This is a genomic window from Corynebacterium sp. (genome assembly GCF_022712275.1).
Lineage (GTDB): Bacteria > Actinomycetota > Actinomycetes > Mycobacteriales > Mycobacteriaceae > Corynebacterium.
Genome location: NZ_JALAGU010000032.1, coordinates 56,624 through 79,953, shown reverse-complemented (window position 1 = coordinate 79,953; position 23,330 = coordinate 56,624). Strand labels below are relative to the sequence as shown.

Genomic DNA, 23,330 nt, shown 5'->3' with positions numbered 1-23,330 from the left:
GCAGTGCGTGCCGGGCGGGCGCGCAACGGGGGTCTGTTACGGAGCACTGGCGGCGATCACTGCGGCCGCTCCGGCGTCCAGCAGTTTCTGTCCGACTGTCCGCCCCAGCTCCCTGGCAGCATCGCGCCACCGTGGATGCAACGGGTCAGCACCGACATCGGAAAGGTCGATCGTCGCGGATGCCTCACGGACGACGCGTGTCGACCCGTCGAGGGCGAAGGCACCGGCCTGCAGGGTCAACATCGCGGCGTCCTCCCCTGTCCCGAACTCGGAGTAGGCACCCACCGGGGCGGTGCACCCTGCCTCAAGGGTCGCGAGCACGGCGCGCTCGGCGACAGCCCTCGCATGCGAGGCCGGATCATCGAGGGCGAGGACCGCGGTGACCGCCTCGGCGTCATCGACGCGGACCTCCACGCACAGCGCACCCTGGGCGGGGGCGGGCATGATGTCGGCGACGGCGACGGTCTCGGCGGCGCGGTCGAGATGACCGACCCGCTCGAGCCCGGCACGGGCCAGGACGACAGCGGCGAGATCACCGGGGCCACCGTCGACGACGGTGCTGGTCGTGCCGTCACCGGCGCGGCCCATGCGGGTGTCGATGTTGCCGCGGATGCCGATGCACTCGACGTCGGGACGCAGCGCGCGGATCTGGGAGACGCGTCGCGGGGCCCCGGTGCCGATCTTCGCGTCGGCGGGCAGCTCACGCAGGGTGAGGTTGCCGTGGCTCACGAGGACCTCGCGCGGATCGACCCGCGGCGGGACCACGGCGATGAAGCGGGGGTCCGGTGCGGTCGGCAGATCCTTGAAGGAGTGCACGGCCACATCGCATTCACCGGCGGCCAGGGCGTTGCGGAGGGTCTCGGTGAAGACACCGACACCGATGCGGGACACCGGGGTCTGCGCTTTCTGGGAGGCGTCCCCGGGGGTGTGCACGAAGTGGAGGTCGGCGGTCGCACCGTTGTCGACCAGTGCGTCGCGGACCAGACCGGTCTGGGTCGAGGCCAGGGTGGACGCCCTGGTTCCGATGAGGAGGGTGCGGGTCATGAGGCCTCTCCGGAAAGCATGTTGCCGATCCGTGCGAGTGCGGCGTCCCCGGGCTCCAGCGAGCGGGAGACGGGGGCTGAGGACCCGGCAGGAAGGTTGAACAGGACGGCGAGCGCCTCGGCATAGTTCACGCCGTTGGCGGAACCCAGCTTCTTCACCTGGACCGTCGGGGTGTGGAGGATCTTGTCGACCACGCGGCGGACGGTGCGGGTGACCTCGGCACGGTCCTGGTCGCTCATGCCCGGGGTCCGGCGGATCAGCTGGCCGAGCTCGTCGTCGATGACGTCGGAGGCACGCTGACGCAGGGCCTTGACCGTCGGGACGACCGACTGGACGCGCACCTGCTCGAGGTACTCGGCGAGCTCCCGGGCGACGACGGCACGGGCGGCGTCCTCGTCCCGGGTGCCGTCGCCGGCCAGGGTGGTGAGTTCCTCGATGTTCAGCAGGCGGATCTCGTCACCGGCCTCGGTCACCGCATCATCGATGTCACGGGGCATGGACAGGTCGACCAGCACCATGCGGTGCGGGAGACTGGCCTGCGCGTCGGCGATGTCCTCGCCGGAGAGGACCTTACCGACGGCGCCGGTGGCGGAGACCACGACGTCGACACCGGCGAGGACGCCGGGAATGCCGGTCAGCGGAACGGCGGAGGCCGGCACACCCGCCTGACGGGCATGATCGGCGAGGTTCTCGGCGCGGCTGAGCGTCCGGTTCGCCACGGTGACGTGCTCGACGCCCGCCCGGCCGAGCCAGGTGGACGCGAGGGAAGCCATCGCACCGGCGCCGACGACCAGGGCACGGCGTCCGACCATGTCGGTGGCACCGAGCTCGGACAGGGCGTGGTCGAGGGCGAAACTCACCATCGACGAACCAGCGACATCCACCTCGGTCTCGGTGTGAACGCGCTTGCCGGTGCGCAGAGCACGCTGGGTGAGCTCGTGAAGGGTACTTCCGACGGTGCCGTTCTCGTCGGCGGTCTGGTAGGCCGTACGGAGCTGACCGATGACCTGCTGCTCGCCGACGACCATGGAGTCCAGACCGGAGGCGACGGTGAGCATGTGCTCGGCGGCCTTGTCCGCGTAGCGGACGTAGAGGTAGGGCTCCAGGTCAGTGGCGGGGATACCGGCGTGGGAGGCGACGGTCTCGACGACGTGGTCGAGCGCCGGGTGGAACGCCGTGGTCGCGACGTAGAACTCCATGCGGTTGCAGGTGGAGAGGACGAGAGCCTCGGTGACGCAGTCGCCGTCGAGCATGTCCCGCTCCAGTGAGGCCAGGTCCGCCGCCGCGGCGGAGGCCTTCTCCAGCACCGGCACGGGTGCGGAGCGGAACGACAGTCCGACGAGGAGGACAGCTGCGGGCCCGGTGATACCCAGTCCAGCCATGGGCGTTCCGCCTCCTGTGTGTCATGAATCGGCGCGTGTGAATTCATTGGGACTCCGCCGGGGCCGACGGGGCCTCCAATGGAGTCAACGGATACCTACGGTATCTGTTCCACCCCCCGATGACCAAAGCGTGCGGGTGGGTGATGTATATGGTGCCGCCCCGCGCGGCACGGGTGGCGTCCGGTTTCGCGCAGGGGTTTCAGTGTCAGGTTGATGTCAGGTTGCTCGCGTTCAGCTTGCTCGCGTTCAGCTTGCTCTCGGTCAGCTTGCTCTCGGTCAGCTTGCTCGCGCGGCGGTGACGGCGGCCACCAGTTCCTCATCGTCGATCTCCCAGCAGGCGACCTCCTCGTCGTCGACGAGCACCACCGGGACACGGTCCCCGAACTCGACAGTCAGCGAGGTCTCCCCGTCGACGTCGACAATCTCCAGGTCGGCTTCCAGATCCGCACACAGCGGGGTGATCTGTTCCCTGACTCTCACGCACGAACCACAGGTGCTGCGGACCAGGAGAGTGACGGTGACCGGGGTGGGAGGAGCCATGGCTGCGAGCCTAGTCGCGGCGAGATCCCGGCGAGATCCCGGCGTCCGGAAATAGTGCCGACAGGTCGTCTGTCTGCCCCCGACGTCCGGAAATAGTGCCGACAGGTCGGTCGCCAGCGGGTTTTCCGACTTCTCAGCACTACTTCCGGACATCAGCCTCCGACCACCCCCGACCGCCACAACCACCCTCCCCCGGAAACGCCGGAAGGCGCAGTTCCCGGCACTCCGGGGACCACGCCTTCCTGCTGCTGGCGAGAAAGCTACCGACCCTACGGCCGGCGACTTTCTACTTGCCGAGCTTCCGCCGCTGAACGCGGGTACGGCGAAGCATCTTGCGGTGCTTCTTCTTCGACATGCGCTTGCGACGCTTCTTGATGACGGAACCCATAGGTCCTCCTCGTCAATGATTCGGTAACGGACAACTGTGATCGGTACCCGACCGCCCGGAGCCGGCGACTCGGCAAGGAGTCTCCGCAGGCGATCGGTAGCGGCAAGGACCATTCCGAGACCGAACCGACACGAATGACCCCTACTCTATCGCCCGTGCACGCCGGGGACAAAAAGACCCCTCCTCTAACACGGTGCAGGCACCGGCACAGGAGGGGTCCGGGGCATCAGCCCGGGGTGGCGGCGTGGGTGGAATCAGCCCGCCTGGTCCGCGTTGTAGATCGACGCACCGAGATATTCCTCGACGGCCTGCTCGTGAACGCGGAAGGACCGGCCCACCCGCACGGCCGGCAGTTCGCCGGAGTGCACGAGCCGGTACACGGTCATCTTCGAGACACGCATGAGATCGGCGACCTCAGCGACGGTCAGGAATGTTCCGCTGTCGTTACTTGCCATAGTGTTCCATCCTTACGACGCCTCCGTGCGCTGCAGGCTTCCCCTCCTGCAGAAACAGTCACAACGGTGCGCTGGGACCATACTAGCGTTATCTGTGTGACTTGTGGGATACGAAGAGATGAATGACACCCGTGATACTCACGGGACAGGGGGCCGGGCAGGGGTGCCGCGACTATTCACCATCTGAAAAATGCGGGTCAGTCCTCGTCGGAAGCCGGCCGGCCGAGCTCCGCAGAGCGCTCGGCGCACGCCTCCATGGCCTGGTAGAAGGCCTTGCGGATACCGTTCTCCTCGAGGCCACGGACGGCGGCGGCGGTCGTTCCGCCGGGGCTGGTGACGTTGCCGCGGAGCTCGGAGGCGGACTTGTCGCCCTTCACGAGCATCGCGGACGCACCCTCGAGGGTGCCGGCGGCGAGCTGGGCGGCGACCGGACGGGTCAGCCCGAGCTGGACGCCGGCCTCGGTCATCGCCTCGGCGACGAGGAAGACGTAGGCCGGGCCGGAGCCGGAGACGGCCGTCACGGCGTCCATGTCCTTCTCACCGACAGTCACGGCGGTACCGACGGCCTCCATGAGGCCACGCACGGTCTCAACCTGTTCGTCACTGGCGAAGCGGCCACCGGCGACCGCGCTGGTACCCTTGCCGACGAGCATCGGGGTGTTCGGCATGACGCGCACGACGGGCACGCCTGCGGCTAGTGCGGCCTCCATGGTGGCCAGGGTGACACCGGCGGCGACGGAGACGATAACCGTCTCGGCGTCGTTGGAGTCGATGGTGGAGGAGATCTGCTCCAGGACGGTGGAGACGAGGTAGGGCTTCACGGCGATGACGACGATGTCCGCCTCGCTGGCGGCCTCGGTGGCGTCATCGGTGGTGGCGAGACCGTAGGTCTCACGGAGGTAGTCGAGGCGGGGTGCATACGGGTCGACGACGGTCACATCGGACGCCGAGATCTCCGCCGCCGCACCGGACGTGTCCGCCACGAGTCCGGAGGCCAGGGCCTCGCCGATGTTTCCGCCGCCGATAATTGCAATTTTGGTCATGCCCCCAGCGTGCCAGGTGGCACCACCCCACTGCCACCCGGGGAGGGCACGGCACGGTGCCGCGCCCCGGTCAGATCGACATGATGAGGCGTGGTCCGACGGTCAGCGCAATGCCGACGACAAAGGTCAGGACCAGCAGCAATGTGTCTCGGTGACGCAGCAACGTGTGCACCACGCCGACGCAGACACAGGTGACCACGAGGGCCATCACGAGCACCAGAACGGTGCCGAGGTTGTCCCACAGGAGGGTGAATCCGAAGAAGATGAGGACGCCGATGATGACTGCGGCCGCCGACTGGGCGATCACGGCGGGCCAGGAGACGGTGTCGTCCTCGTACTCGACGACCTCGTCGCTCTTCGAGGCACCGGTCTTCTTCGACGGAGCCTTGGCTGCTGCTTCGGCGGGCACCTCGGTGGAGACGCGATCCGTTCCCGGCTCCGCGAGGGAGGATGCCGCGAGGGCACCCGCGCCTGCGGTGGCGCCTGCACCGGTGGACGCGGCGACAGCGAAGTCGTCGGCCTCGTCGGGTGCATCGACGTCGTCCAGCTCGGCTGCGTCGACGGCGTCGACGGCGTCGACGGCGTCGACGCTGTCAGAGCCTTCGCTGTCAGCGGTGTCCTCGACAACCTCACCCTCGATGACATCGGCGCCGGAATCGACCGCAGAGTCACCGTCGTCGGCAGCGTCCGTGTCGGCAGCGTCCGCGTCGAGGCTCTCAGCGTCCTCAGCGTCCTCAGCGTGCACGGCCACGAACTCGGCCGAGGGGTTGGCGCTGGTGAGCAGGGAGTCAGGGACGACAGCCTGGACGATCGTGGACTGCTCGTCGAAGCCCTCATGGGTCTGAGGTGTCTCAGCGACCCCAGTCGTCTCAGCCTGCACCGGCTCCTCGGCCTGGTGTCCACCGTGGCGCTGGGCCGTGGCGTCCTTCTGGCCCCCTACGGCTCCGGCGGCCCCGGCGGCACCGGCGGCACCGGCGACGACACTCGCGGTGTTCGCGGGGCTCGCACCGTTCCCGGCGCCCTCGGCGTCCTTCGCGGCCTTACCCTCGCCCTGACCGTCCTCGTCGTCGATCTTCACGACGGGGATCGACCCGGTCAGTTCAGAGACGGAGACCCCGCCCTCGTCGAGGTTGCGGCGTCGACGGGGCCGGTCGGAGGAGGTGCGCCCACCTTCTCTGGCATTGCGGGCCAGTAGCTCCGCGACCGTCAGCTTCTCACTCATCCTTGAATCCCATCAGTCTCCGTCCCACCCCACCGGCCGGCGGCTGACACCGGGCGGAGAGGTACTACAGGTGACACTCTACAGTTGCCGAATCACAACTCACACCGCATCCGGCACACCCGCCGACATTCGTAGCAGATTCGGAGCCACAGATCCGCCGCTACCGACGCATCAGCCGTCGATCAGGAAACTCCCGGATACGCCCTCCCCGGCGTCCGCCCGACGCAGGATCACGCCCTCACGCAGTGCCCACGGGCACATCTGCAGCTGCTCGATGCCCAGGTGACGCATCGCCGCCTCCGCCACGAGCGCACCGGCGACGATCTGGTGGGAACGGTCGGCACTGACACCCTCCAGTTCCGCACGGTCTGCCGCGGTCATCCGCGAGATGAACGAGGTCAGCTGACGCAGACCAGCCTGGGTGAGCACACGGCGCACCCGGGGCCCGGCGGAGCTCGGGGCCGCACCGGTGAGGCGGGCGAGCATCCGGAAGGTCTTCGAGGTACCGACGGCGAGATCGACGGGGCCGGCATCCCGCAGCAGCTTCACCGGCTCGGCGAGCGTGTCGTCGATGTACTCGGCGAGCGCCTTGATCTCCTTCTTCTTCGGCGGGTCCGTGTCGAACCAGTCGTGGGTCAGCCGGCCGGCACCGAGGTTCACGGACTCGGCGACATCCGGCATCTCGTTGACGCCGACGGACATCTCGAGCGAGCCGCCGCCGATGTCCAGGTCGCAGATCCGACCGGCGGACCAGCCGTACCAGCGGCGCACCGCGAGGAACGTCAGCTTCGCCTCGTCCGCCCCGGAGAGGATGTTCAGGCGGACGCCCGTCTCCCCCTCCACCGCGTCGAGCACCTTCTCACCGTTGGTCGCCGACCGCACCGCCGAGGTGGCGAAGGGCAGCAGCTCATCGCAGTGGAACTGCTCGGCCATCTCGCGGGCCAGGCCGACACCCTTGATGAGCTTCTTCGATCCCTTGCCGGTGATGGCACCGTCCTTGTCCAGGTACTCGACAAGACGCATCGGGGTCTTCCAGTTGCTCATCGGGGTCGGGGGACCGCCGGGGGCCATGTCCACCACAACAAGATGGACCGTGTTACTTCCCACATCCAGGACGCCTAATCGCACGCCGTCCAGAATAGCGGTTCCGACTCCTCCCCCGTGTGTCGCGGGGCACAGGAATCCCCGGAGCGACCGCAGAATTCGCCGCTGACCACCCCGGCGTTACAGTGGAACGGTGGCTGCCCCGGAACAGATTCCCGCCACCGGTTTTCCCGACGGAACACCGGCCGATCTGTCGATCCGCGCAGGCCGGGAGCTCCCCGACGGGCACCCGCGTGAATGGCTGGAGTTCATCGACCCCGCCGATCCGGAGCACATCATCCAGGCCGACCTCACCTGGCTGACCTCGACCTACCGTTGCCGGTTCGGCACGGACGCCTGCCACGGCATCGACGCGGAGAACCCCGACGTCGGCTGCTGCGTCCACGGTGCCTTCCTCACCGACGAGGACGACAATGACGCGCTCACCGAGATCGCGTCCCGGCTCACCGACGAGGACTGGCAGCTGCGCGGCGAGGTGCTCGCACTCGGGGAAGACGCCGCCCCTGACGACAACGATTGCGCCGCCGGTCCCGAACCGTGGCTCGTCTGGGATGAGCTGGATGACGAGGAGACCGGCGAGCCCGAACCCGCCCTGAAGACCCGCGTCCTGCGGGGTGCCTGTGTCTTCGCCAACCGCGCCGGCTTCGCCGGTGGGGCGGGATGTGCGCTGCACGGCTGGGCACTGCGTCATGATGTGCCGGTGACCGTCGCCAAGCCGGAGGTGTGCTGGCAGCTGCCGCTGCGCCGGCTGGAGGACTGGGAGACCGCCCCGGACGGACGCGAGATGCTGCGCACCACCGTCACCGAGTACACCCGGCGCGGCTGGGGCGAGGGCGGCGAGGACTTCGACTGGTACTGCACCTCGGACCCCGGCTGCCACTCCGGCTCGACCGGCCTGTGGGAGAGCTGCGCCGAGGAGCTCACCGAACTCATCGGTGAGCCGGCCTACGAGCTGCTCGCGGAGCACTGCCGGGCACGGAGGGAGCTGGTGGCGTCCCTGCCGCAGCCGCTGACCGGTGGGATCTCGCCGTCGGGACTGCCGCTGCTGAGCATCCACCCGGCGACGGTCGCCGCGCAGCAGCGCGGGTAGCGTCAGGCGAACTTGTAGCCCAGCCCCCGGACCGTGAGCAGCTGCACCGGGGAGGACGGGTCCTCCTCGATCTTCCCGCGCAGCCGCTTGACGTGCACGTCGAGGGTCTTGGTGTCCCCCACGTAGTCCGAGCCCCAGATCCGGTCGATGAGCTGGGCGCGGGTCAGCACGCGGCCGGCGTTGCGCAGCAGGTACTCCAGCAGGTCGAACTCCTTGAGCGGCAGTGCGACCTCCTCCCCCGCCACTGTCACCACATGCCGCTCGACATCCATGGTCACCCGCCCACCGGAGATGACCGAGGTGGCGTCCTCCGGGTTCTCCGCCTCGCCACCCCGTCGCAGGACCGCGCGGATGCGGGCGATGAGCTCACGGGCCGAGTAGGGCTTGGTGACGTAGTCGTCGGCGCCGAGCTCCAGGCCGACGACCTTGTCGATCTCACTGTCACGGGCGGTCACCATGATCACCGGGACCGAGGAGGTCGCACGGAGCTGGCGGCACACCTCCGTCCCGGACATGCCCGGCAACATGAGGTCGAGCAGGACGATGTCGACCGGGCCGGTCGGCGATGCGCCGGACTCCGCCGCGGAAAACCGTTCCAGTGCGGACGGCCCGTCGGCTGCGGTCGTGACAGTGAAACCTTCCCGTTCAAGGAGGAAGGCCAGGGGCTCAGAGAGGGACTCCTCATCTTCGACGATGAGGACGTGCGACGTACTGTTCACGGCTCTGAGTCTAGGTGGAGTTTCCCGGAACGTCCGCTGCCTCACCGTGACTTCGTCGTGTGTTCATCTGGGCGTCACCTACCCGGTCCGTGGCAGTGAGGCGTTCCTGGTCCGGAACTTCATCGGGCTGTGGGGCGGTGTCCTCCCGGAAGACCGGGAACTCCAGCGAGAACGTCGAGCCGGTGCCCGGCCGCGACCACAGTGAGACATTGCCGCCGTGGTTGATCACCGTGTGCTTGACCAGTGCCAGGCCCAGGCCGGTGCCGCCGGTTGTCCGCGAGCGGGCCTGGTCGACGCGGAAGAACCGTTCGAAGACGCGCTGCTGGTCCTCCGGCGCGATACCGATGCCGTGGTCGGTGACCCGGATGATCACCGACTCGCCCTTCACCGCCCGGCTGACCGAGACGGGCGTCTCCTCCGGCGAATAGTTCACCGCATTGGCGATAAGGTTCGCCACCGCCGTGACCAGGAGATGCTCGTCGCCGAGCAGGCGGGCTCCAGAGGGGGCGTCCGTCTTCAGCTCGATGCCGTGCATCTCGGCGGTCTCGCGGTTGCGTCCGACGGCGGCCTCAATGACGGCGTCGACGTCCACCGGTTCCGGATCCGGCAGGGACGCCGCCCCCTGCAGCTTCGACAGCGTGATCAGCTCGCCGATCATCGTCGACATGCGGGTGGTCTCCCGTTGCAGCCGTGCACCGAAGTGTTCGACCGCCGCAGGGTCGTCTCCGGCGTCCACCAGCGCCTCGACCAGCAGGGAGATTGCCCCGACCGGAGTCTTCAGCTCGTGGGAGACGTTCGCCACGAAGTCACGGCGAGCGGACTCCATCCGGACATTCTCCGAATTGTCCCAGGCGTATACCACCACGAAACGGTCGTCGGCCGAGGTCAGCGGCTGTGCACGCACCAGGACCGAGAACACCGGCCGGTCCCGGAACCCGGCATGGGTCGGACTGTGGACCAGTTCGCGGCTGTCGCCGTCGTCGAAGACCAGCTCCACCAGGCGCCACACCTCCGGCACAAGGGCACGGTCCACGACGACGCCGAGCTTCTCCGCCATCCGGTTGGCGAGGATGACATCCTGCCGGGTGTCGACGACCACCGCTGCGGCGGGCGCGGCATCCACGGCGAAGTGCATCACCTGCGCGATGGTCGACAGCTGCCGGTGCACCTCACGCTTCTCGCGGTCCTCGCGGGCACGCCGTTCCCTGGCCCGACGCCGCAGCACGGCGACGACAGCCGCCGCTCCCGCGGTGACCAGGACCCCCAGAAGGACGCCGAGAACCAGTACTGCTGGCGTCCCCATCTGCTTCTACTTACCGCCCTGCGCGGCGACTGCGGCTGCGCCGGCTTCGGCGGCCGCCGGGTCGAGGTACTCGCCACCGGGGTTGGTGACGGAGCCGTCGGCGGCGAAACGGTAGACCAGCGGGATGCCGGTCGGGATGTTCAGGCCGGCGATGTCCTCGTCGGAGATGTTGTCGAGGTGCTTGACCAGGGCACGCAGCGAGTTCCCGTGGGCGGCGACCATGACGGTCTCGCCGGCCTCGAGGCGCGGGAGGATCTCGACGGTGAAGTAGGGGACGAAGCGCTTGACGACGTCGAGCAGGCACTCGGTGCGCGGGGGGTTCTCGATACCGGCGTAGCGCGGGTCACCGGCCTGGGAGTACTCGGAATCGTCCTCCAGCTCGGGCGGCGGGGTGTCGTAGCTGCGGCGCCATGCCATGAACTGGTCGTTGCCGTACTTCTCCTTGGTCTCGGCCTTGTTGAGACCCTGCAGGGCACCGTAGTGACGCTCGTTGAGTCGCCAGTCGCGGATCACGGGGATCCAGAGGCGGTCGGCGGCGTCGAGGGCGAGGTGCGCGGTGGTGATCGCACGACGCAGCAGCGAGGTGTACAGGATGCCGGGCTCGAGACCGGCGTCGGCGATGAGCTTGCCGGCGTTGGCGCCCTCGGCGCGACCCTGGTCGGTGAGGTCGACGTCGACCCATCCGGTGAACTGGTTGGAGGCGTTCCACTCGCTCTGCCCGTGACGGAGCAGGATCAGTGTGCCGTTGCTGTTGTTGCTCATGGTCTTCATTGTGCCACGACTGTGGTACGGGCACAGCGGAGTGGACCGGGATTCACCCCTCTTAACCCCGGGTTTCCCGGAATGCGGCCTGTTGTTCCCGTTGCGTGGGACGGACGGCGCGCTACGGCCGGTCCAGAAAAGTGTTACCAGCTGCCTGTGTCATAATGTGACACTTCCGCAGGTCGAGAAAAGTGTTGCCAGCCAGTACTGGTAACACTTTTCGGCGACAGCTCAGCTGGTCGGCGGGACCGGGGCGCCAGGGCCGGGGGTCGGATCTGAAGACGGAGCTGACGAGGCCGCCGACTCAGACGGAGCGACGCCCCCCTCATCACCATCCGCAGCGTCCTCAGCAGGACGCAGCTTCTGGAAGGCCTCGAGATTGCGGGTCGACTCCCCACGCTTGAGCCGCCACGCCCACTCGCGGCGGATCGAGCTCTCGAAACCCCGCTCGAGGATCCGGTTGAAGTCACCGTCGGCGAGCTCGAGCACCTGACCGAGGGTCCGCTGCACGTCATCGGCGGTCAGTGCATCGGTGAACTGTCCGGCCAGGTAGATGTCCGAGTTGTTGTCCAGCGTGTAGTGCACGCCGTAGGCCTTCCGGTTGTGCTGCAGCAGCATCCGGTACACGTCGGCGTGGTTCTCCTCGACGGCACGGCAGACGAACGCCTCGACCCGCACACCGTTGTCCTGCGGGATGAACAGCGTGTTCGTTTTCAGCCGCGCCTCCCCCGGCAGCACGACAGCGGCAACTCCGTTGGAGATGGTGTACCCGGTTCCTCCGGTCTCGGGGTCACCCTCCGGGCCTCCGAGTGCGGTGTCCAGCAGTGCGGTGAGATCAGCAAGTTCCATGGTTCCGAACTTACCCCCGGGTGTCGGATCAGGACGCCGGATTAAGGACGCCGCATTAAGGACGCCGGCCCCGGCCGTCCGGGTCCGGATGTACCTCAGTGCAGCGGCACCCCGTGCGGCACCCGGTCCCATGATTCCGCCGCACCGTCGCCCAGCGCACGGTCGTAGACACCCTTCATGCGCTCGACGGTGGCGTCCCACGAGTAGACCGCCGCATGCCCGGGCGCCGCAGCGCCCATGGCGATCCGCGCGTCATCGTCGATGACCAGTGTCTCCAGGGCCTCAGCCCACACCGACGGGTCATGGCCGTCGACGAGCAGTCCGGACTCACCCTCGGTGACCGTCAGTGGCAACCCACCGACCCGGGCCGCCACGACCGGGGTGCCCGAGGCCTGCGCCTCCAGCGCCACCAGCCCGAAGGACTCGTTGTAGCTCGGCACCGCGATGATGTCCGCGGCCTGGTAGACGGTCACCAGCTCCTCCGGCGGACGCGGCGCCAGGAACCTCACGTATCCGGTCACACCCAGCTCCGCCGCGAGATCGTGCAGCTCATCAGGACGCTCCAACCCGGTGCCCGAGGGCCCACCGCAGATCACCACGCGGATGTTCTGGCCGGGATGACGCCGGATCAGCTCAGCGGCAGCACGCAGCAGGATGTGCGGGCCCTTGAGCATCTGCAGGCGTCCGATGAAGGCGATGACCTTCGCACGCAGCGGGATGCCGAGTTCACGGCGCGCCCGCTCGGTCGCCCGGTCCGAGCCCGGGGTGAACCGCTCGATGTCTACACCGGGTGCGATGATGGCCAGTCGCTCCGGGTCGGCGTCATAGGCGGCGATGATCGCGGCAGACTCCTCCTCGGTGTTCACGATGATCCGGTCGGCGTTGTCGACGATCTGCTGCTCACAGATCCGTCGGGACTCCGGCTCCGGGGTGTCGCCGTCGGCCAGGCCCAGGTTCTTCACCGCCGCCCAGGTGTGCGCGGTATGGACGAGCGGCACACCCCACAGGTCACGCAGCAGCCAGCCGACCTGCCCGGACAGCCAGTAGTGGGTGTGGATGATGTCGTAGACCCCGGCGCCGGTGCGGGTGCAGGCGGTCTCCGGCACATCGGAGCGGCGGGCGGCCTCGGTACGCACGAAGGCGATGACCGAGCCGGTGAAGGCGGTGAGCTGCGTCGGCAGTGATTCCTTCGCCAGCCCCTCGAACGGCCCGGCGACACAGTTGATGACGCGGAACCCCGGCTCCACCTCCACGACCTCCCCCTGCGAGGCGCGGGTGGCGCGGGTGAACACGTCCACCTCCACCCCGTGGGACGCCAGGTGCGAGGCGACGTTCCGGACGTAGACGTTCATCCCCCCGGCATCCCCGATACCCGGCTGCTCCAGCGGGGAGGTGTGCATGGAAATCATCGCGACGCGCATGCACCGAATAGTAGTCAGTCCTGCAGGGTCACGCCTGCAGGGTCACACCTATCCACACCGGCTCCGGGACCAGCGTCACCCCGAAGACGTCGCGCACCCCGTCGCGCACCGCGGTGGCGAGTTCGACGATGTCCGCCGAGGACGCCGACCCCCGGTTCGTCAGCGCCAGGGTGTGCTTCGTCGAGAGGCCGGCCGGCGCGTCCTCCCGGATCTTCCAGCCCTTGGGGAACCCGGCGCGCTCGATGAGCCAGGCGGCGGAGAACTTGAACTGCGGGCGACCGTCGGCGTCGGTGCCGGCCGGGTAGCTCGGCATGCCCTCCACCTCCGCGGCCCCGCAGTGGTCGGCGACCCTGGCGGTGACGGCGTCCCTGGCGTCCTCCCCGGTGACGACGGGGTTGGTGAAGAAGGAGCCGGCGGACCAGGTGTCGTGATCGGCGTCGTCGAGGACCATGCCCTTGCCCGCGCGCAGGGTAAGCACCGCCTCACGCACCCCGGCGACGGGACGCCGCGGGTGGTCCTCGCCCTCGGTGACGCCGAGACGTCGGGCCAGCTCCCCGAAGCGCAGCGGCACCGAGAGGCCGTCGGTTGTGAGCCGGAACTCGACGGCGGTGACCACGCCGCGGGCGGTGAACTTGAGGTTCGAGTAGCGGTAGGACAGGTCGAGGGCGTCCGGGGTGACCCAGGTGAGCTCGCCGCTGGTGCGGTCGAGCAGCTGGACGCGGTGCAGCAGACCCGAGACCTCCGCCCCGTAGGCGCCGATGTTCTGCACCGGGGACGCCCCGACCGTCCCCGGGATGCCGGAGAGACACTCCAGGCCGCCGTAGGTGTGCTGCACCGACCAGGCCACCAGGTCATCCCAGACGGTGCCGGCGGACGCGCGGACGACGACGGAGGTGGCGTCCTCCCCGACCACGGTGGGCTGTTCGTCGGTGACGGCGACGACCGCGACCAGGTCTCCGACGTCATCGCCGACCACCAGGTTGGAACCACCCCCGACGACCAGGAGGGGGACGCCGGCCTCATCGAGGGAGCGGACCGTGGACGCCAGGGCGTCGGGCGTGGCGCACTCCACGGTCGCCGCCGGTCGGCCGCCCACACGCAGGGTGGTCAGGTCGGCGAAGGTGGCGTCTGTCGAGCGCACACCGGGGGTGGCGGACAGCGATGCGAGAAGGGCATCGGACACGGGACGAGGGAGGGGGTCAACAGAACTCACGCCGTTTACCGTAGTCTGTTCGCATGACTACTCACATCGAAACCTCGGCCACGGTCAACGCACCGGTCGAGAAGGTGTTCGCAGCCCTCAGTGATCGCGCATACTGGGAGTACGACGCCCAGCACCTCTCGGACGAACCGGGCGAGGTCAACTCCTTCTCCGCTGACGACGGCGTCGACGTCACCCTCTTCGAGGTCCTGGCGACCGACGCACTGCCCGAGGCCGTGCGCTCCATGGTCTCCCAGAGCCTCAAGCTCAAGCGCGTCGTCTCCTTCGAGCCGCTGAACGACGGTGTCTCCAACGGCGAGATGTCAGCCGAGATCAAGGGCGCACCGGTGAAGTTCACCGCCGAGCTGACCCTCTTCGAGGAGAACGGTGTCACCACCCTCGAAGCCGAGGCCGACGTCGACGTGACGATCCCGATGATCGGTGCGGTCATCGAGCCCAAGGTCGCCGACGCCGTCAAGGACATCCTCGTCAACGAGGCCGCCCTCGTCGAGAAGTGGATCTCCGAGAACGCCTAGTTCGCCTGCCTGATCCGTCTGGCCCGTTCGACCCCGGTCATCCTCACGTGACCGGCTCCCCCTGCCACGCCCGACCCGTCGCCTCTGCTCCCCCGGAGCAGAGGCGGCGGGTTTTTCAATGCACGGGCCGCGGCCACCGGCGCACCTGTCCGTTCGCTGGCAGGGGATCACCGATTCCCCGGCAATCAATGCCCTCACCCACCACCCCACTGGCACCCGATTCACCCCATGGGCCACACTGGACGCTGTGACTCACGCATCCAACGCATCCTCCGACAACTGGGGCCGTCCCGCCGACGCTCCCACCAGCTACCCCGGCACCGACGCATCCGGCGGTGCCGGCACCACTGGCGGACGCGGGAACGGCGGAAAGTCCCGCGGCAACAAAGGCGTCAAGATCCTCGTCACCGTGATCGTCGTGATCCTGCTGCTCCTCGCCGCCGCGGAGTTCGGCCTGCGCTTCTACCTCAAGGGTCAGGTCGCCGACGAACTGCGCGACTCCTCGGCGGAGCAGGGCATCGAACTCTCCGGCGACCCGGACGTCAGCTTCGGTGCCTCGCCGATGCTTCTCGGCCTGATCCAGGGCAAGGTCCCGAAGATGACTGTCGACCTGCCCTCGAGCCTCGACATCAGCTACGAGGACACGGACCGCTCCAAGCCGGTCGTCACCGGTCAGCCGGCAGCCACCCTCACCGCCGAGGACATGGAGATCACCGGCGACGACCCGGTGATCGGCGACCTCACGCTCGATACGGTCCTCCCCCAGGACTACCTGCTCGCGGTCCTCCAGAAGTCCATGGCCGAGGAAGGTGGCGACCAGGCCGCCGACGACGGCACCGGTGACCTCCTGTCCGGACTGATCCAGATCACCGGCGTCACCACGAACGAGGAGACCGGCACCCTCGACATCGAGATCAGCAGCGGCCTCGCGACCCTGTCGATGACACCGACCGTCGCAGACGGAGGCATGTCCTTCGAGGTCGCGGACATGAAGATCCTCGGGATGAGCATGCCGGATTCCCTGGTCGGCAATCTCTCGGACTCGCTGACCCGGACCGTGGAGGAGACCGACAACCTGGAGATCACCGATGCCTCGGTCACCGAGGACGGCCTCAAGGTCCGTCTGCACGGCACCGACATGAAGGTCGACGACCTCGCCTCCGAGGTGGACGCCACCACGGACACCACACTGTCCGCCGCCTGATCTCAGGCCGGACGGTCGCGCCGCCCAGTCAGGCCGGCGCGCCGGCGAGAATCGCCGCCGCGGAGGAGACACCGAGCCGGGTCGCCCCCGCCCGGATCATCGCGACGGCGGTGTCCCAGTCGCGGATGCCCCCGGACGCCTTGACCCCCAGGCGTCCACCGACCTCGTCGGCCATGATGCGCACGGCGTCCACCGAAGCCCCGCCGGCCGGGTGGAACCCGGTGGAGGTCTTCACGTAGTCCGCCCCGGCCGTCGCCGCAGCCCGGCAGGCGGTGCGCAGCTGCTCGTCATCGAGCAGCGCGGATTCGAGGATGACCTTCAGCACCACCGGCGCGGGCACTGCCTCACGCACCGTGACAATCTCACTGATCAGGGCATTGGCGTCCCTGGCGAGGGCATTGGCGAAGTCGATGACCATGTCGATCTCGTGGGCCCCGTTGGACACCGCCAGCCGCGCCTCGCTCGCCTTGATCAGCGGGTGGTGCTTGCCCGAGGGAAAGCCGACGACCGTGGCGACCCGGAGAGACTCCGGCACGTCACGCACCGGCAGCATCGACGGGGAGACACATACCGCACCGCAGCCCAACCGGGCGGCGTCCGCCACCAGGGCACCCACATCCGCATGGGATGCCTCAGGCTTGAGCAGGGTGGCGTCCATGATCGCGGCGACCTGCGCACGCGACGGCACCGGTCCGGTGGCTGCCCCGGTCACTGGGCGTTTCCCAGGACCTCACGGATGGCCGGGCGGACGTCCTGCCAGTACACACCGACGACGACCGCACCGATGATCCACACGAAGCCGACACCCAGCGGGGCGAGCAGCAGGATCGCCGCCGCCGACCCGGCGAGTGCGCCGATCCAGTTCATCTTCTTCCGGTCGATGACGTAGAAGGCGTCCTCCCGGGTCATCGCGGTCTGGATCGCACCCACGACCGCCAGAATGACGATCACGAGCTGGATGAACAGCAGAAGATAGGCGAGGGCGTCGAATCCGTAGGCCACCGGGTTACTCATGGTGATCCAGCCTACCGTGGTGCGCGCGCCTGCTCAGAACAGGCCGAAGGCGAGTTCCGAGAGCGTGTAGATCAGCAGGCCGGCGAGCGAGCCGACGACGGTGCCGTTGACGCGGATGAACTGCAGGTCCTTGCCGACCATCAGCTCGATCCGGTCGCTGGCCTCGTCGGCGTCCCACCGCTCGACGGTCTCGCCGATGATGCCGGTGACCTCCCCGGCGTAGTTGTCCGCCAGGTAGGACGCCGCGCCGACGATGCGCCGTTCCAGGTCAGTCCGCAGTTCCGGTTCCTCGCGGACACGGGTGGCGAACCCGGTGACCCAGTCGACGATCCTGCGGCGCAGCAGGGAGTCCGGGTCACGCGCCATGTCCGTGAGCGTGGCACGTACGTTCTCCCACACGGACGCCGGCAGGCTCTGGACCGGCACCGAGGCGAGGATGTCCGCCTTCAGCCCCTCCACGCGGGTGATCATCGCCCCGTCGTGCTGGAGGTCCTGCGCGAGCTGGTGGAGGAAACGTCGGATGGCGTGACGCGCCTCATGGTCGGAGTCGGAGCGGACGTCCCCGGTGAAGGCGATGAGTTCCTTCTGCACCTTGTCGCCGACGAGTTCCCGGACGAACCGCGGCGCCCACGAGGGGGTGCGCTCATCGACCAGTCGGGCCACGAGATCCCCGCTCGAGGTCGCCTTGTCGTCCAACCAGATGACGACGGCGTCCACCGCGGGCTCGACGCGTCCCTCCGCGATGAGCTGTTCCAGGGCCCGACCCAGCGGCGGGCCCCAGGCCGGTTCAGCGGCCTTGTCGATGATCAGGGTGCGCAGCAGCTGCTCCGCCTCGGCCGGGTCGATGCCGTTGACGACGAGATCGACGAGGCGTCCGACCTCCTTACCGGTCCGCTCGGCACCGCCCTGGTCCAGCACCCAGTCCGCGGCCCGCTCAGGGATGTGGGCCTCCGAGAGCTTGCGGGAGATGAGAGTGGCGTTGAGGAAATTCTCACCGACGAACTCGCTGAGGGCGTGACCGACCTGGTCCTTCTTCTGTTTGATGATCGCGGTGTGCGGCACCGGGATGCCCAGCGGGTGACGGAACAGGGCGGTGACGGCGAACCAGTCGGCCAGGGCACCGACCATGCCGGCCTCACTGGCGGCCCGGACGTAACCGGTCCAGCCGGCGTCGCGGCCGGTGGCCTCCAACCAGCGGCAGAAGAGGTAGATCACGGTCGCGAGGACCAGCAGACCGGTGGCGATGCTCTTGTGGCGGCGCAGGTCGCGGCGCCGCTCGGCCTCTGTCTCGGGCGACGGGCCGGGGACAGTACTCGTGGGGTCGACGTGGGCGTCGACGTGGGGGTCGTGTGCAGTGCTCATTGTGCTGTCCAGTATCCCCCGAACACGGCTGAGACGCCCGCACAGCGCCACAGGCGACCTACTGCACGCGGCCGGTGGACTCCTTGTAGCGGCGGTACGCGGCCCTGCCGTGGTGGATGGACCATGCACCGTAGGCGAGCATCAGCACGCCGACGATCAGCCCGACCAGACCGATGACGTTGCCGTCGGGCTGGCTTTCGGGGCTACCACCGAACCCGGCGGAGGTGAATCCGAAGATGGCCACCCCGAATCCGGCGAGCGACGAGAGGATCACGCCCATGCCGATCCAGGTCCAGCCCTGCATGAGGGACGAGTGGTGCGAGTCCCAGCTGCTGGGGACGTAGCCGTCCAGGTACACCGGCTCGCCGTTGACGACAGCGACGCGCTTCTTCTTGTTCTCCTTCATGAGTGACATGGCGTCCTCCTTCTCCAGGAACGGACGCGGTGTGGTGTGGTCGGCGGTGGTTGCCGTCGGTGTGCGCGTCCTGATTCCATGGTTCCACAGACGCCGGAGGCCCACACCACCCGAAAGGGTGGTGTGGGCCTCCGGACTGGAGGTGCCGGACCCTCGGTGAGGGTCGGGCGTGCCGGGTTACTGGACCCGGCCGGTGGCCTTCTTGTAGGCGCGGTAGTTCTTACGACCGACGTGCACGAGGAAGAAGCCGGCGAACAGCAGGACGAAGCCGGCGATCAGGCCGATGACGCCGATCGTGACGCCGTTGTCCGCCATCGGGGAGGTCGTGTCGGAGTTGACGCCGAAACCGTAGATGAAGGTGCCGAAACCGGCCAGGGAGACGAGGATCAGTCCCATGCCGATCCAGGTGGCGCTGCGGTGCAGCGACGAGTGGGGAGCGTCGAACGTCGACGGCACGAATCCGTCGAGGTAGGCAAGCTCATTCGTGGGCGTCCGGGTCTCCAGCGCGGTGTTGGCAGACATTCTTTCCTCTTTCATCGGTGTGGATGCCGGTAATTCTAGATCACCGGGTGCCGCACCACCGAAGCAACGGGAGGACGCCGGGGCGTCCTTCCCCCTTCACGGGTGTGGCCGTGCGGTGGGCACGGTGTGGCTGTGCCGTAGCGGGCCGTCAGGACTAGTCGTCCTTGCCGCGCAGGGCGGCGCGGGCGCGCTCCTTGGTGATCGCGGCGACGGCGGTCAGCGGGATACCCGCCGGACAGACGTCGGCGCACTCGCCGTAGAGGGAGCAGGGACCGAAGGTGCCCTCGACCTCGTCGACCATGTTCTTGGCGCGACGGCCACGCTCCATACGACCCAGAGGGGACAGTGTGAGGTGGACCAGCTTGGCGCCGGTGAACAGGTGCGCGGCACCGTTCGGGCAGGCGGCCACGCAGGCACCGCAGCCGATGCAGGCGGCGTGGTCGAGCGCGAGCTCGGCGTCGTGGTGGTTCACCAGGAGGTGGTCGGCGTCCGGAGCGGTACCGGCGACGATCGAGACGAAGCCACCCTTCTCCATGACGCGGTCGAGCGCGGACCGGTCGACGACCATGTCCTTGATGACCGGGTACGCGGCGGAGCGCATCGGTTCGAGCTTGAGGGTGTCACCGTCGGAGTAGCTGAACAGCCGCTGCTGGCAGGCAGGCTTGTTCTGGTCCGGACCGTGCGGACGACCGTTGACCAGGAGGCCACAGGTACCGCAGATACCCTCACGGCAGTCAGACGCGAAGGCGAAGGGCTCCTTGCCTGCCTCGACGTAACCGGAGTTCACGTGGTCGAGGAGCTCCAGGATGGACATGGACTCGACAGCGTCCGGCACGTCCACGGACTCGAAGTGTCCCTGGGCGTTACGGTCCGCCTGCCGCCAGATTTCAAGATGCAGTTTCATTACTTGTAGTTCCTTGTCATCAGCGGGATGCGGTCGAAGTACAGCGGCTCGGAGTGCCGGATGAACTTCTCTTCGCCCGCAGGCTCCCATGCGGAGACGAAGCACCAGTTGTCGTCGTCGCGCTTCGCCTCGCCTTCCTCGTCAAGGTGGTCCTCACGGTAGTGGGCACCACAGGACTCGTCACGGTCCAGGGCGTCGACACACATGAGCTCACCGAGGTCCAGGTAGTCGGCCACGCGGATCGCGTACTCGAGCTGCTGGTTCATCTCGGCGGTGCCGCCGGGGACGAAGACGTTCTCCCAGAAGTCCTTGCGGACCGCGCGGATCTCGTCGATGCCCTCCTGCATGTCCTTGACGTTGCGGGCCACACCACAGCAACGGTAGAGGATCTCACCGAGCTGGCGGTGGTAGTACTCCGCACCGTGCGGGTTGGGACCACGGATGTTGAGGATCCTGTTGAGGCGGTCCTCGGTCCGCTTGAGCGCGGCCTGCGCAGCCTCGGAGTTTTCGTCCGGGACCTCGGTACCCAGCAGCGGGGCCAGGTAGTTCGGGATGGTGAAGGGCAGGGTGAACCAGCCCTCGACCGAGGAGGACAGCAGCGAGTTCGCACCCAGTCGGTTCGCTCCGTGGTACATCCAGGAGGACTCACCGGAGCAGAACAGACCCGGGATCGAGGTCATTTCGTGGAAGTCGGTCCACAGACCGCCCATGGTGTAGTGGCAGGTCGGGGCGATACGCATCGGGGTCTTGTACGCGTCGTCGCCGATGGCCTCTTCGTACATCTGGATGAGGTTGGAGTACCTCTCACGGATGACGTCCTCGCCGAGGTTCTTGATGGCGTGGGTCAGGTCGAGGTAGACCGAGTTCTTCTTCGGACCGACGCCGTAGCCGGCGTTGATCTGCTGCGCGTTTGCGCGGGAGGCGATGTCACGCGGAACGAGGTTGCCGAAGGCCGGGTAGCGACGCTCGAGGAAGTAGTCGCGCTCGTCCTCGGGGATCGTCATCGGGTCCCGCTGGTCGTCCTTCTTCTTCGGGGTCCAGATGCGGCCGTCGTTACGCAGCGACTCGGACATCAGGATGGTCTTCGACTGCCAGTCCGAGTTGACCGGGAGGCCGGTCGGGTGGAACTGCACAAAGGACGGGGACGCCATGTAGGCGCCCTGCTCGTAGGCACGCATGATCGCGCTGGCGTTGGAATTCTTGGCCAGCGTGGACATGTGGTAGACGTTGCCGTAACCGCCGGTGGCGAACACGGTGACATGACCGGTGTGGATGCTGAGTTCACCGGTGATGATGTTACGGGTGACGATGCCCTTGCAGACGCCGTCCTCCACGATGACGTCCTGGACGTCGGAGTGGGTGAAGATCTCCACGTTGCCGGCACCGATCTGGCGGTACAGAGCAGAGGTGGTGGCCAGCTGCAGCTGCTGGCCGGTCTGACCACGGGTGTAGAAGGTGCGGGACACCTGCACGCCACCGAAGGAACGGTTGGCCAGGGTTCCGCCGTACTCACGGGAGAACGGGGCACCGATGGCGTTCATGTGGTCGATGACGCGACCGGACTCCATGGCGAGACGCCAGCAGTCGTTCTCCCGGCACCGGTAGTCACCACCCTTGACGGTGTCCTTGGTGTGGTTGTAGGTCGAGTCGTTGTCCAGGCGCTTGGCGCGCGAGGAGTTGACGCCACCCTGCGCGGCGATGGAGTGCGCGCGGCGGGGACTGTCGTGGTAGGTGAAGACCTTCACGTCGTAACCGAGCTCACCGAGGGCGGCTGCGGCGGCGCCACCGGCGAGGCCGGTGCCGACGATGAGGACCTTGAACTTCGCACGGTTCAGCGGGGAGACCAGCTTGAAGTGCTCCTTGTCGAACTGCCACTGCTGCTGCTGTCCGACCTCGTGCGGAGCGTTGTCACCGATGACCTTGCCGACGGACACCCCGTCGACCTTGGACTCGGGGGCCTGAAATGCGGCCAGGGCCTCGTCGTAGTTGAAGTCCGCGGTCTGGTTGTGCGGGTGGGGCTTGCTTGTTCCCATTGTTGTCTCTTCTCCTTTTCCAGATCCGCTAGCTACCGAAACCGCACAGGACGGCCACCGGGATCGAGATGTTGCCGATCATGACGATCGCCGGGAGCAGGTACGCGATCCACAGCATGACCTGGCGGGTCCGGTGGCCGGTGATGCCGAGGTCGGAGGAAGCCGTCCAGATACCGTGCGAGGCGTGCAGGAAGAGCACGACCATGCAGAGGATGTAGAAGACGGCGACGACCGGGCGGTCGAAGGACGCGACCAGGTTGGCGTAGGCGGAACCACTCTCGAACTTGTCGCTGGCCACCGGCTCAGTGCCGATGGTCAGGTCGAGGATGTGGAAGATGATGAAGAGCAGCAGCACAGAACCGGTACCCAGCATGGAGCTGGCGGTGAAGGTGTTGAAGTTCTTCACCTTGCCGAAGCGCTTCTCGGAGCCACGGGACTGTTTGGACCGGGCCTTAAGGACGAAGGCGCAGTACACGTGCAGCACGAGGCAGATGATCAGGACGACACGCAGGATCCACAGCACCGTCTCATGGGGGAAGACCGGCTCACCCATGCGGCGCAGGAAGTGCGCGTACTCGTCGAAGTGTTCTTCACCGGTGTAAACCTTCAGGTTTCCCACCATGTGGAAGAGGACGAAGAGGACGAAAATGAGGCCAGTCACGGCCATCGTCAGCTTCATCGCCCAGGTCGGGAAATCAGGCTTTTCCCGGAGCGGTTTGATGTTCAGCTTCCCGTGCTCCAGTGCGACGGGATCGTCGTATTTAACAGTCATGGCACCTCCAGTGTCAGTGACACTGTACGACTGCCAGAGTGGCAA

At 67.6% G+C, this 23,330-nt stretch carries 25 protein-coding genes; 3 read left to right on the top strand and 22 right to left on the bottom strand.

What is annotated here, in order from left to right:
- Positions 1 to 36: 36 nt before the first annotated feature.
- The 8 genes from hemC to Q0A27_RS07250 form a co-directional block, all read right to left on the bottom strand.
- The gene (gene hemC, locus Q0A27_RS07285; protein ID WP_291474396.1) at positions 37 to 1,044 is read right to left on the bottom strand and encodes a hydroxymethylbilane synthase; all 1,008 of its coding nucleotides are present in this window, start codon (positions 1,042 to 1,044) and stop codon (positions 37 to 39) included.
- Entirely contained in the window at positions 1,041 to 2,426 is a 1,386-nt protein-coding gene (locus tag Q0A27_RS07280; protein WP_291474395.1) for a glutamyl-tRNA reductase, read from the bottom strand. Before Q0A27_RS07280 ends, hemC begins: the two co-directional genes overlap by 4 nt.
- A gap of 276 nt (positions 2,427 to 2,702) precedes the next feature.
- On the bottom strand, positions 2,703 to 2,966 hold the full coding sequence (locus tag Q0A27_RS07275; RefSeq protein ID WP_291474394.1) for a glutaredoxin family protein: 264 nt from the start codon (positions 2,964 to 2,966) through the stop codon (positions 2,703 to 2,705).
- Positions 2,967 to 3,252: 286 nt separating this feature from the next.
- The gene (locus Q0A27_RS07270; RefSeq protein ID WP_003855542.1) at positions 3,253 to 3,354 is read right to left on the bottom strand and encodes an AURKAIP1/COX24 domain-containing protein; all 102 of its coding nucleotides are present in this window, start codon (positions 3,352 to 3,354) and stop codon (positions 3,253 to 3,255) included.
- Between the two features lie 254 nt (positions 3,355 to 3,608).
- Positions 3,609 to 3,809, bottom strand: coding sequence for a helix-turn-helix domain-containing protein (locus tag Q0A27_RS07265; protein WP_020442019.1), 201 nt, complete (start codon positions 3,807 to 3,809; stop codon positions 3,609 to 3,611).
- Positions 3,810 to 4,006: 197 nt separating this feature from the next.
- The gene (gene proC, locus Q0A27_RS07260; RefSeq protein WP_291474393.1) at positions 4,007 to 4,852 is read right to left on the bottom strand and encodes a pyrroline-5-carboxylate reductase; all 846 of its coding nucleotides are present in this window, start codon (positions 4,850 to 4,852) and stop codon (positions 4,007 to 4,009) included.
- Positions 4,853 to 4,922: 70 nt separating this feature from the next.
- Entirely contained in the window at positions 4,923 to 6,074 is a 1,152-nt protein-coding gene (locus tag Q0A27_RS07255) for a hypothetical protein (protein WP_291474392.1), read from the bottom strand.
- Positions 6,075 to 6,245: 171 nt separating this feature from the next.
- On the bottom strand, positions 6,246 to 7,202 hold the full coding sequence (locus tag Q0A27_RS07250; protein ID WP_291474391.1) for a Ppx/GppA phosphatase family protein: 957 nt from the start codon (positions 7,200 to 7,202) through the stop codon (positions 6,246 to 6,248).
- A gap of 109 nt (positions 7,203 to 7,311) precedes the next feature.
- Here Q0A27_RS07250 and Q0A27_RS07245 point away from each other — a divergent pair, with 109 nt between their 5' ends.
- Positions 7,312 to 8,268: a hypothetical protein gene (locus Q0A27_RS07245; RefSeq protein WP_291474390.1), complete on the top strand. Its 957-nt coding sequence runs from the start codon at positions 7,312 to 7,314 to the stop codon at positions 8,266 to 8,268.
- A 2-nt stretch (positions 8,269 to 8,270) separates the two neighbouring features.
- Here the strand turns inward: Q0A27_RS07245 and Q0A27_RS07240 are convergent, their stop codons facing one another.
- The 6 genes from Q0A27_RS07240 to Q0A27_RS07215 all read right to left on the bottom strand — a co-directional run bounded on the left by Q0A27_RS07240 (position 8,271) and on the right by Q0A27_RS07215 (position 14,535).
- Positions 8,271 to 8,987: a response regulator transcription factor gene (locus Q0A27_RS07240; RefSeq protein WP_291474389.1), complete on the bottom strand. Its 717-nt coding sequence runs from the start codon at positions 8,985 to 8,987 to the stop codon at positions 8,271 to 8,273.
- A 10-nt stretch (positions 8,988 to 8,997) separates the two neighbouring features.
- Positions 8,998 to 10,290, bottom strand: a complete 1,293-nt coding sequence (locus Q0A27_RS07235) for an ATP-binding protein (protein WP_291474388.1) — start codon at positions 10,288 to 10,290, stop codon at positions 8,998 to 9,000.
- Between the two features lie 6 nt (positions 10,291 to 10,296).
- The gene (locus Q0A27_RS07230) at positions 10,297 to 11,052 is read right to left on the bottom strand and encodes a phosphoglyceromutase (protein WP_291474387.1); all 756 of its coding nucleotides are present in this window, start codon (positions 11,050 to 11,052) and stop codon (positions 10,297 to 10,299) included.
- Between the two features lie 231 nt (positions 11,053 to 11,283).
- Positions 11,284 to 11,901 (bottom strand): YbjN domain-containing protein, encoded by a 618-nt coding sequence (locus Q0A27_RS07225; protein WP_291474386.1) that lies wholly within the window; start codon positions 11,899 to 11,901, stop codon positions 11,284 to 11,286.
- Positions 11,902 to 11,996: 95 nt separating this feature from the next.
- Positions 11,997 to 13,322, bottom strand: a complete 1,326-nt coding sequence (gene mshA, locus Q0A27_RS07220) for a D-inositol-3-phosphate glycosyltransferase (RefSeq protein ID WP_291474385.1) — start codon at positions 13,320 to 13,322, stop codon at positions 11,997 to 11,999.
- Positions 13,323 to 13,350: 28 nt separating this feature from the next.
- Positions 13,351 to 14,535, bottom strand: coding sequence for a UDP-N-acetylmuramate dehydrogenase (locus tag Q0A27_RS07215; protein ID WP_291474384.1), 1,185 nt, complete (start codon positions 14,533 to 14,535; stop codon positions 13,351 to 13,353).
- A gap of 23 nt (positions 14,536 to 14,558) precedes the next feature.
- Between Q0A27_RS07215 and Q0A27_RS07210 the strand changes: the two genes are divergently transcribed.
- A complete protein-coding gene (locus Q0A27_RS07210; RefSeq protein ID WP_291474383.1) occupies positions 14,559 to 15,059 on the top strand; it encodes a DUF2505 domain-containing protein in 501 nt (166 codons plus the stop codon).
- 247 nt (positions 15,060 to 15,306) lie between these two features.
- Entirely contained in the window at positions 15,307 to 16,263 is a 957-nt protein-coding gene (locus tag Q0A27_RS07205) for a DUF2993 domain-containing protein (RefSeq protein ID WP_291474382.1), read from the top strand.
- A gap of 28 nt (positions 16,264 to 16,291) precedes the next feature.
- On the opposite strand, the gene deoC is transcribed toward Q0A27_RS07205, so the two are convergent.
- The 8 genes from deoC to Q0A27_RS07165 all read right to left on the bottom strand — a co-directional run bounded on the left by deoC (position 16,292) and on the right by Q0A27_RS07165 (position 23,285).
- Positions 16,292 to 16,921 carry a deoxyribose-phosphate aldolase gene (gene deoC / locus Q0A27_RS07200; RefSeq protein WP_291474414.1) on the bottom strand — a complete coding sequence of 210 codons (630 nt, stop codon included), beginning with the start codon at positions 16,919 to 16,921 and terminating at the stop codon, positions 16,292 to 16,294.
- Positions 16,922 to 16,971: 50 nt separating this feature from the next.
- On the bottom strand, positions 16,972 to 17,277 hold the full coding sequence (locus Q0A27_RS07195; protein ID WP_291474381.1) for a DUF2516 family protein: 306 nt from the start codon (positions 17,275 to 17,277) through the stop codon (positions 16,972 to 16,974).
- 33 nt (positions 17,278 to 17,310) lie between these two features.
- Positions 17,311 to 18,639: a DUF445 family protein gene (locus tag Q0A27_RS07190; protein ID WP_291474380.1), complete on the bottom strand. Its 1,329-nt coding sequence runs from the start codon at positions 18,637 to 18,639 to the stop codon at positions 17,311 to 17,313.
- A 58-nt stretch (positions 18,640 to 18,697) separates the two neighbouring features.
- Complete coding sequence (locus Q0A27_RS07185; RefSeq protein WP_291474379.1) at positions 18,698 to 19,054, bottom strand: hypothetical protein; 357 nt, start codon at positions 19,052 to 19,054, stop codon at positions 18,698 to 18,700.
- 177 nt (positions 19,055 to 19,231) lie between these two features.
- On the bottom strand, positions 19,232 to 19,576 hold the full coding sequence (locus Q0A27_RS07180) for a hypothetical protein (protein ID WP_291474378.1): 345 nt from the start codon (positions 19,574 to 19,576) through the stop codon (positions 19,232 to 19,234).
- A 154-nt stretch (positions 19,577 to 19,730) separates the two neighbouring features.
- Positions 19,731 to 20,480, bottom strand: coding sequence for a succinate dehydrogenase/fumarate reductase iron-sulfur subunit (locus tag Q0A27_RS07175; protein WP_291474377.1), 750 nt, complete (start codon positions 20,478 to 20,480; stop codon positions 19,731 to 19,733).
- Entirely contained in the window at positions 20,480 to 22,513 is a 2,034-nt protein-coding gene (locus Q0A27_RS07170) for a fumarate reductase/succinate dehydrogenase flavoprotein subunit (protein ID WP_291474376.1), read from the bottom strand. The genes Q0A27_RS07175 and Q0A27_RS07170 overlap by 1 nt, the downstream gene beginning before the upstream one ends.
- A 28-nt stretch (positions 22,514 to 22,541) precedes the next feature.
- Positions 22,542 to 23,285: a succinate dehydrogenase cytochrome b subunit gene (locus tag Q0A27_RS07165; RefSeq protein WP_291474375.1), complete on the bottom strand. Its 744-nt coding sequence runs from the start codon at positions 23,283 to 23,285 to the stop codon at positions 22,542 to 22,544.
- Between the last annotated feature and the right edge of the window lie 45 nt (positions 23,286 to 23,330).

Coding starts and splice junctions, on each gene's coding strand:
- Q0A27_RS07275 (WP_291474394.1), bottom strand. CDS start 2,966: ATGGCTCCTCCCACCCCGGTCACCGTCACTCTCCTGGTCCGCAGCACC.
- Q0A27_RS07170 (WP_291474376.1), bottom strand. CDS start 22,513: ATGGGAACAAGCAAGCCCCACCCGCACAACCAGACCGCGGACTTCAAC.
- hemC (WP_291474396.1), bottom strand. CDS start 1,044: ATGACCCGCACCCTCCTCATCGGAACCAGGGCGTCCACCCTGGCCTCG.
- Q0A27_RS07265 (WP_020442019.1), bottom strand. CDS start 3,809: ATGGCAAGTAACGACAGCGGAACATTCCTGACCGTCGCTGAGGTCGCC.
- Q0A27_RS07185 (WP_291474379.1), bottom strand. CDS start 19,054: ATGTCACTCATGAAGGAGAACAAGAAGAAGCGCGTCGCTGTCGTCAAC.
- Q0A27_RS07165 (WP_291474375.1), bottom strand. CDS start 23,285: ATGACTGTTAAATACGACGATCCCGTCGCACTGGAGCACGGGAAGCTG.
- Q0A27_RS07195 (WP_291474381.1), bottom strand. CDS start 17,277: ATGAGTAACCCGGTGGCCTACGGATTCGACGCCCTCGCCTATCTTCTG.
- proC (WP_291474393.1), bottom strand. CDS start 4,852: ATGACCAAAATTGCAATTATCGGCGGCGGAAACATCGGCGAGGCCCTG.
- mshA (WP_291474385.1), bottom strand. CDS start 13,322: ATGCGCGTCGCGATGATTTCCATGCACACCTCCCCGCTGGAGCAGCCG.
- Q0A27_RS07255 (WP_291474392.1), bottom strand. CDS start 6,074: ATGAGTGAGAAGCTGACGGTCGCGGAGCTACTGGCCCGCAATGCCAGA.
- Q0A27_RS07230 (WP_291474387.1), bottom strand. CDS start 11,052: ATGAGCAACAACAGCAACGGCACACTGATCCTGCTCCGTCACGGGCAG.
- Q0A27_RS07225 (WP_291474386.1), bottom strand. CDS start 11,901: ATGGAACTTGCTGATCTCACCGCACTGCTGGACACCGCACTCGGAGGC.
- Q0A27_RS07175 (WP_291474377.1), bottom strand. CDS start 20,480: ATGAAACTGCATCTTGAAATCTGGCGGCAGGCGGACCGTAACGCCCAG.
- Q0A27_RS07190 (WP_291474380.1), bottom strand. CDS start 18,639: ATGAGCACTGCACACGACCCCCACGTCGACGCCCACGTCGACCCCACG.
- Q0A27_RS07210 (WP_291474383.1), top strand. CDS start 14,559: ATGACTACTCACATCGAAACCTCGGCCACGGTCAACGCACCGGTCGAG.
- deoC (WP_291474414.1), bottom strand. CDS start 16,921: ATGGACGCCACCCTGCTCAAGCCTGAGGCATCCCATGCGGATGTGGGT.
- Q0A27_RS07235 (WP_291474388.1), bottom strand. CDS start 10,290: ATGGGGACGCCAGCAGTACTGGTTCTCGGCGTCCTTCTGGGGGTCCTG.
- Q0A27_RS07270 (WP_003855542.1), bottom strand. CDS start 3,354: ATGGGTTCCGTCATCAAGAAGCGTCGCAAGCGCATGTCGAAGAAGAAG.
- Q0A27_RS07180 (WP_291474378.1), bottom strand. CDS start 19,576: ATGTCTGCCAACACCGCGCTGGAGACCCGGACGCCCACGAATGAGCTT.
- Q0A27_RS07280 (WP_291474395.1), bottom strand. CDS start 2,426: ATGGCTGGACTGGGTATCACCGGGCCCGCAGCTGTCCTCCTCGTCGGA.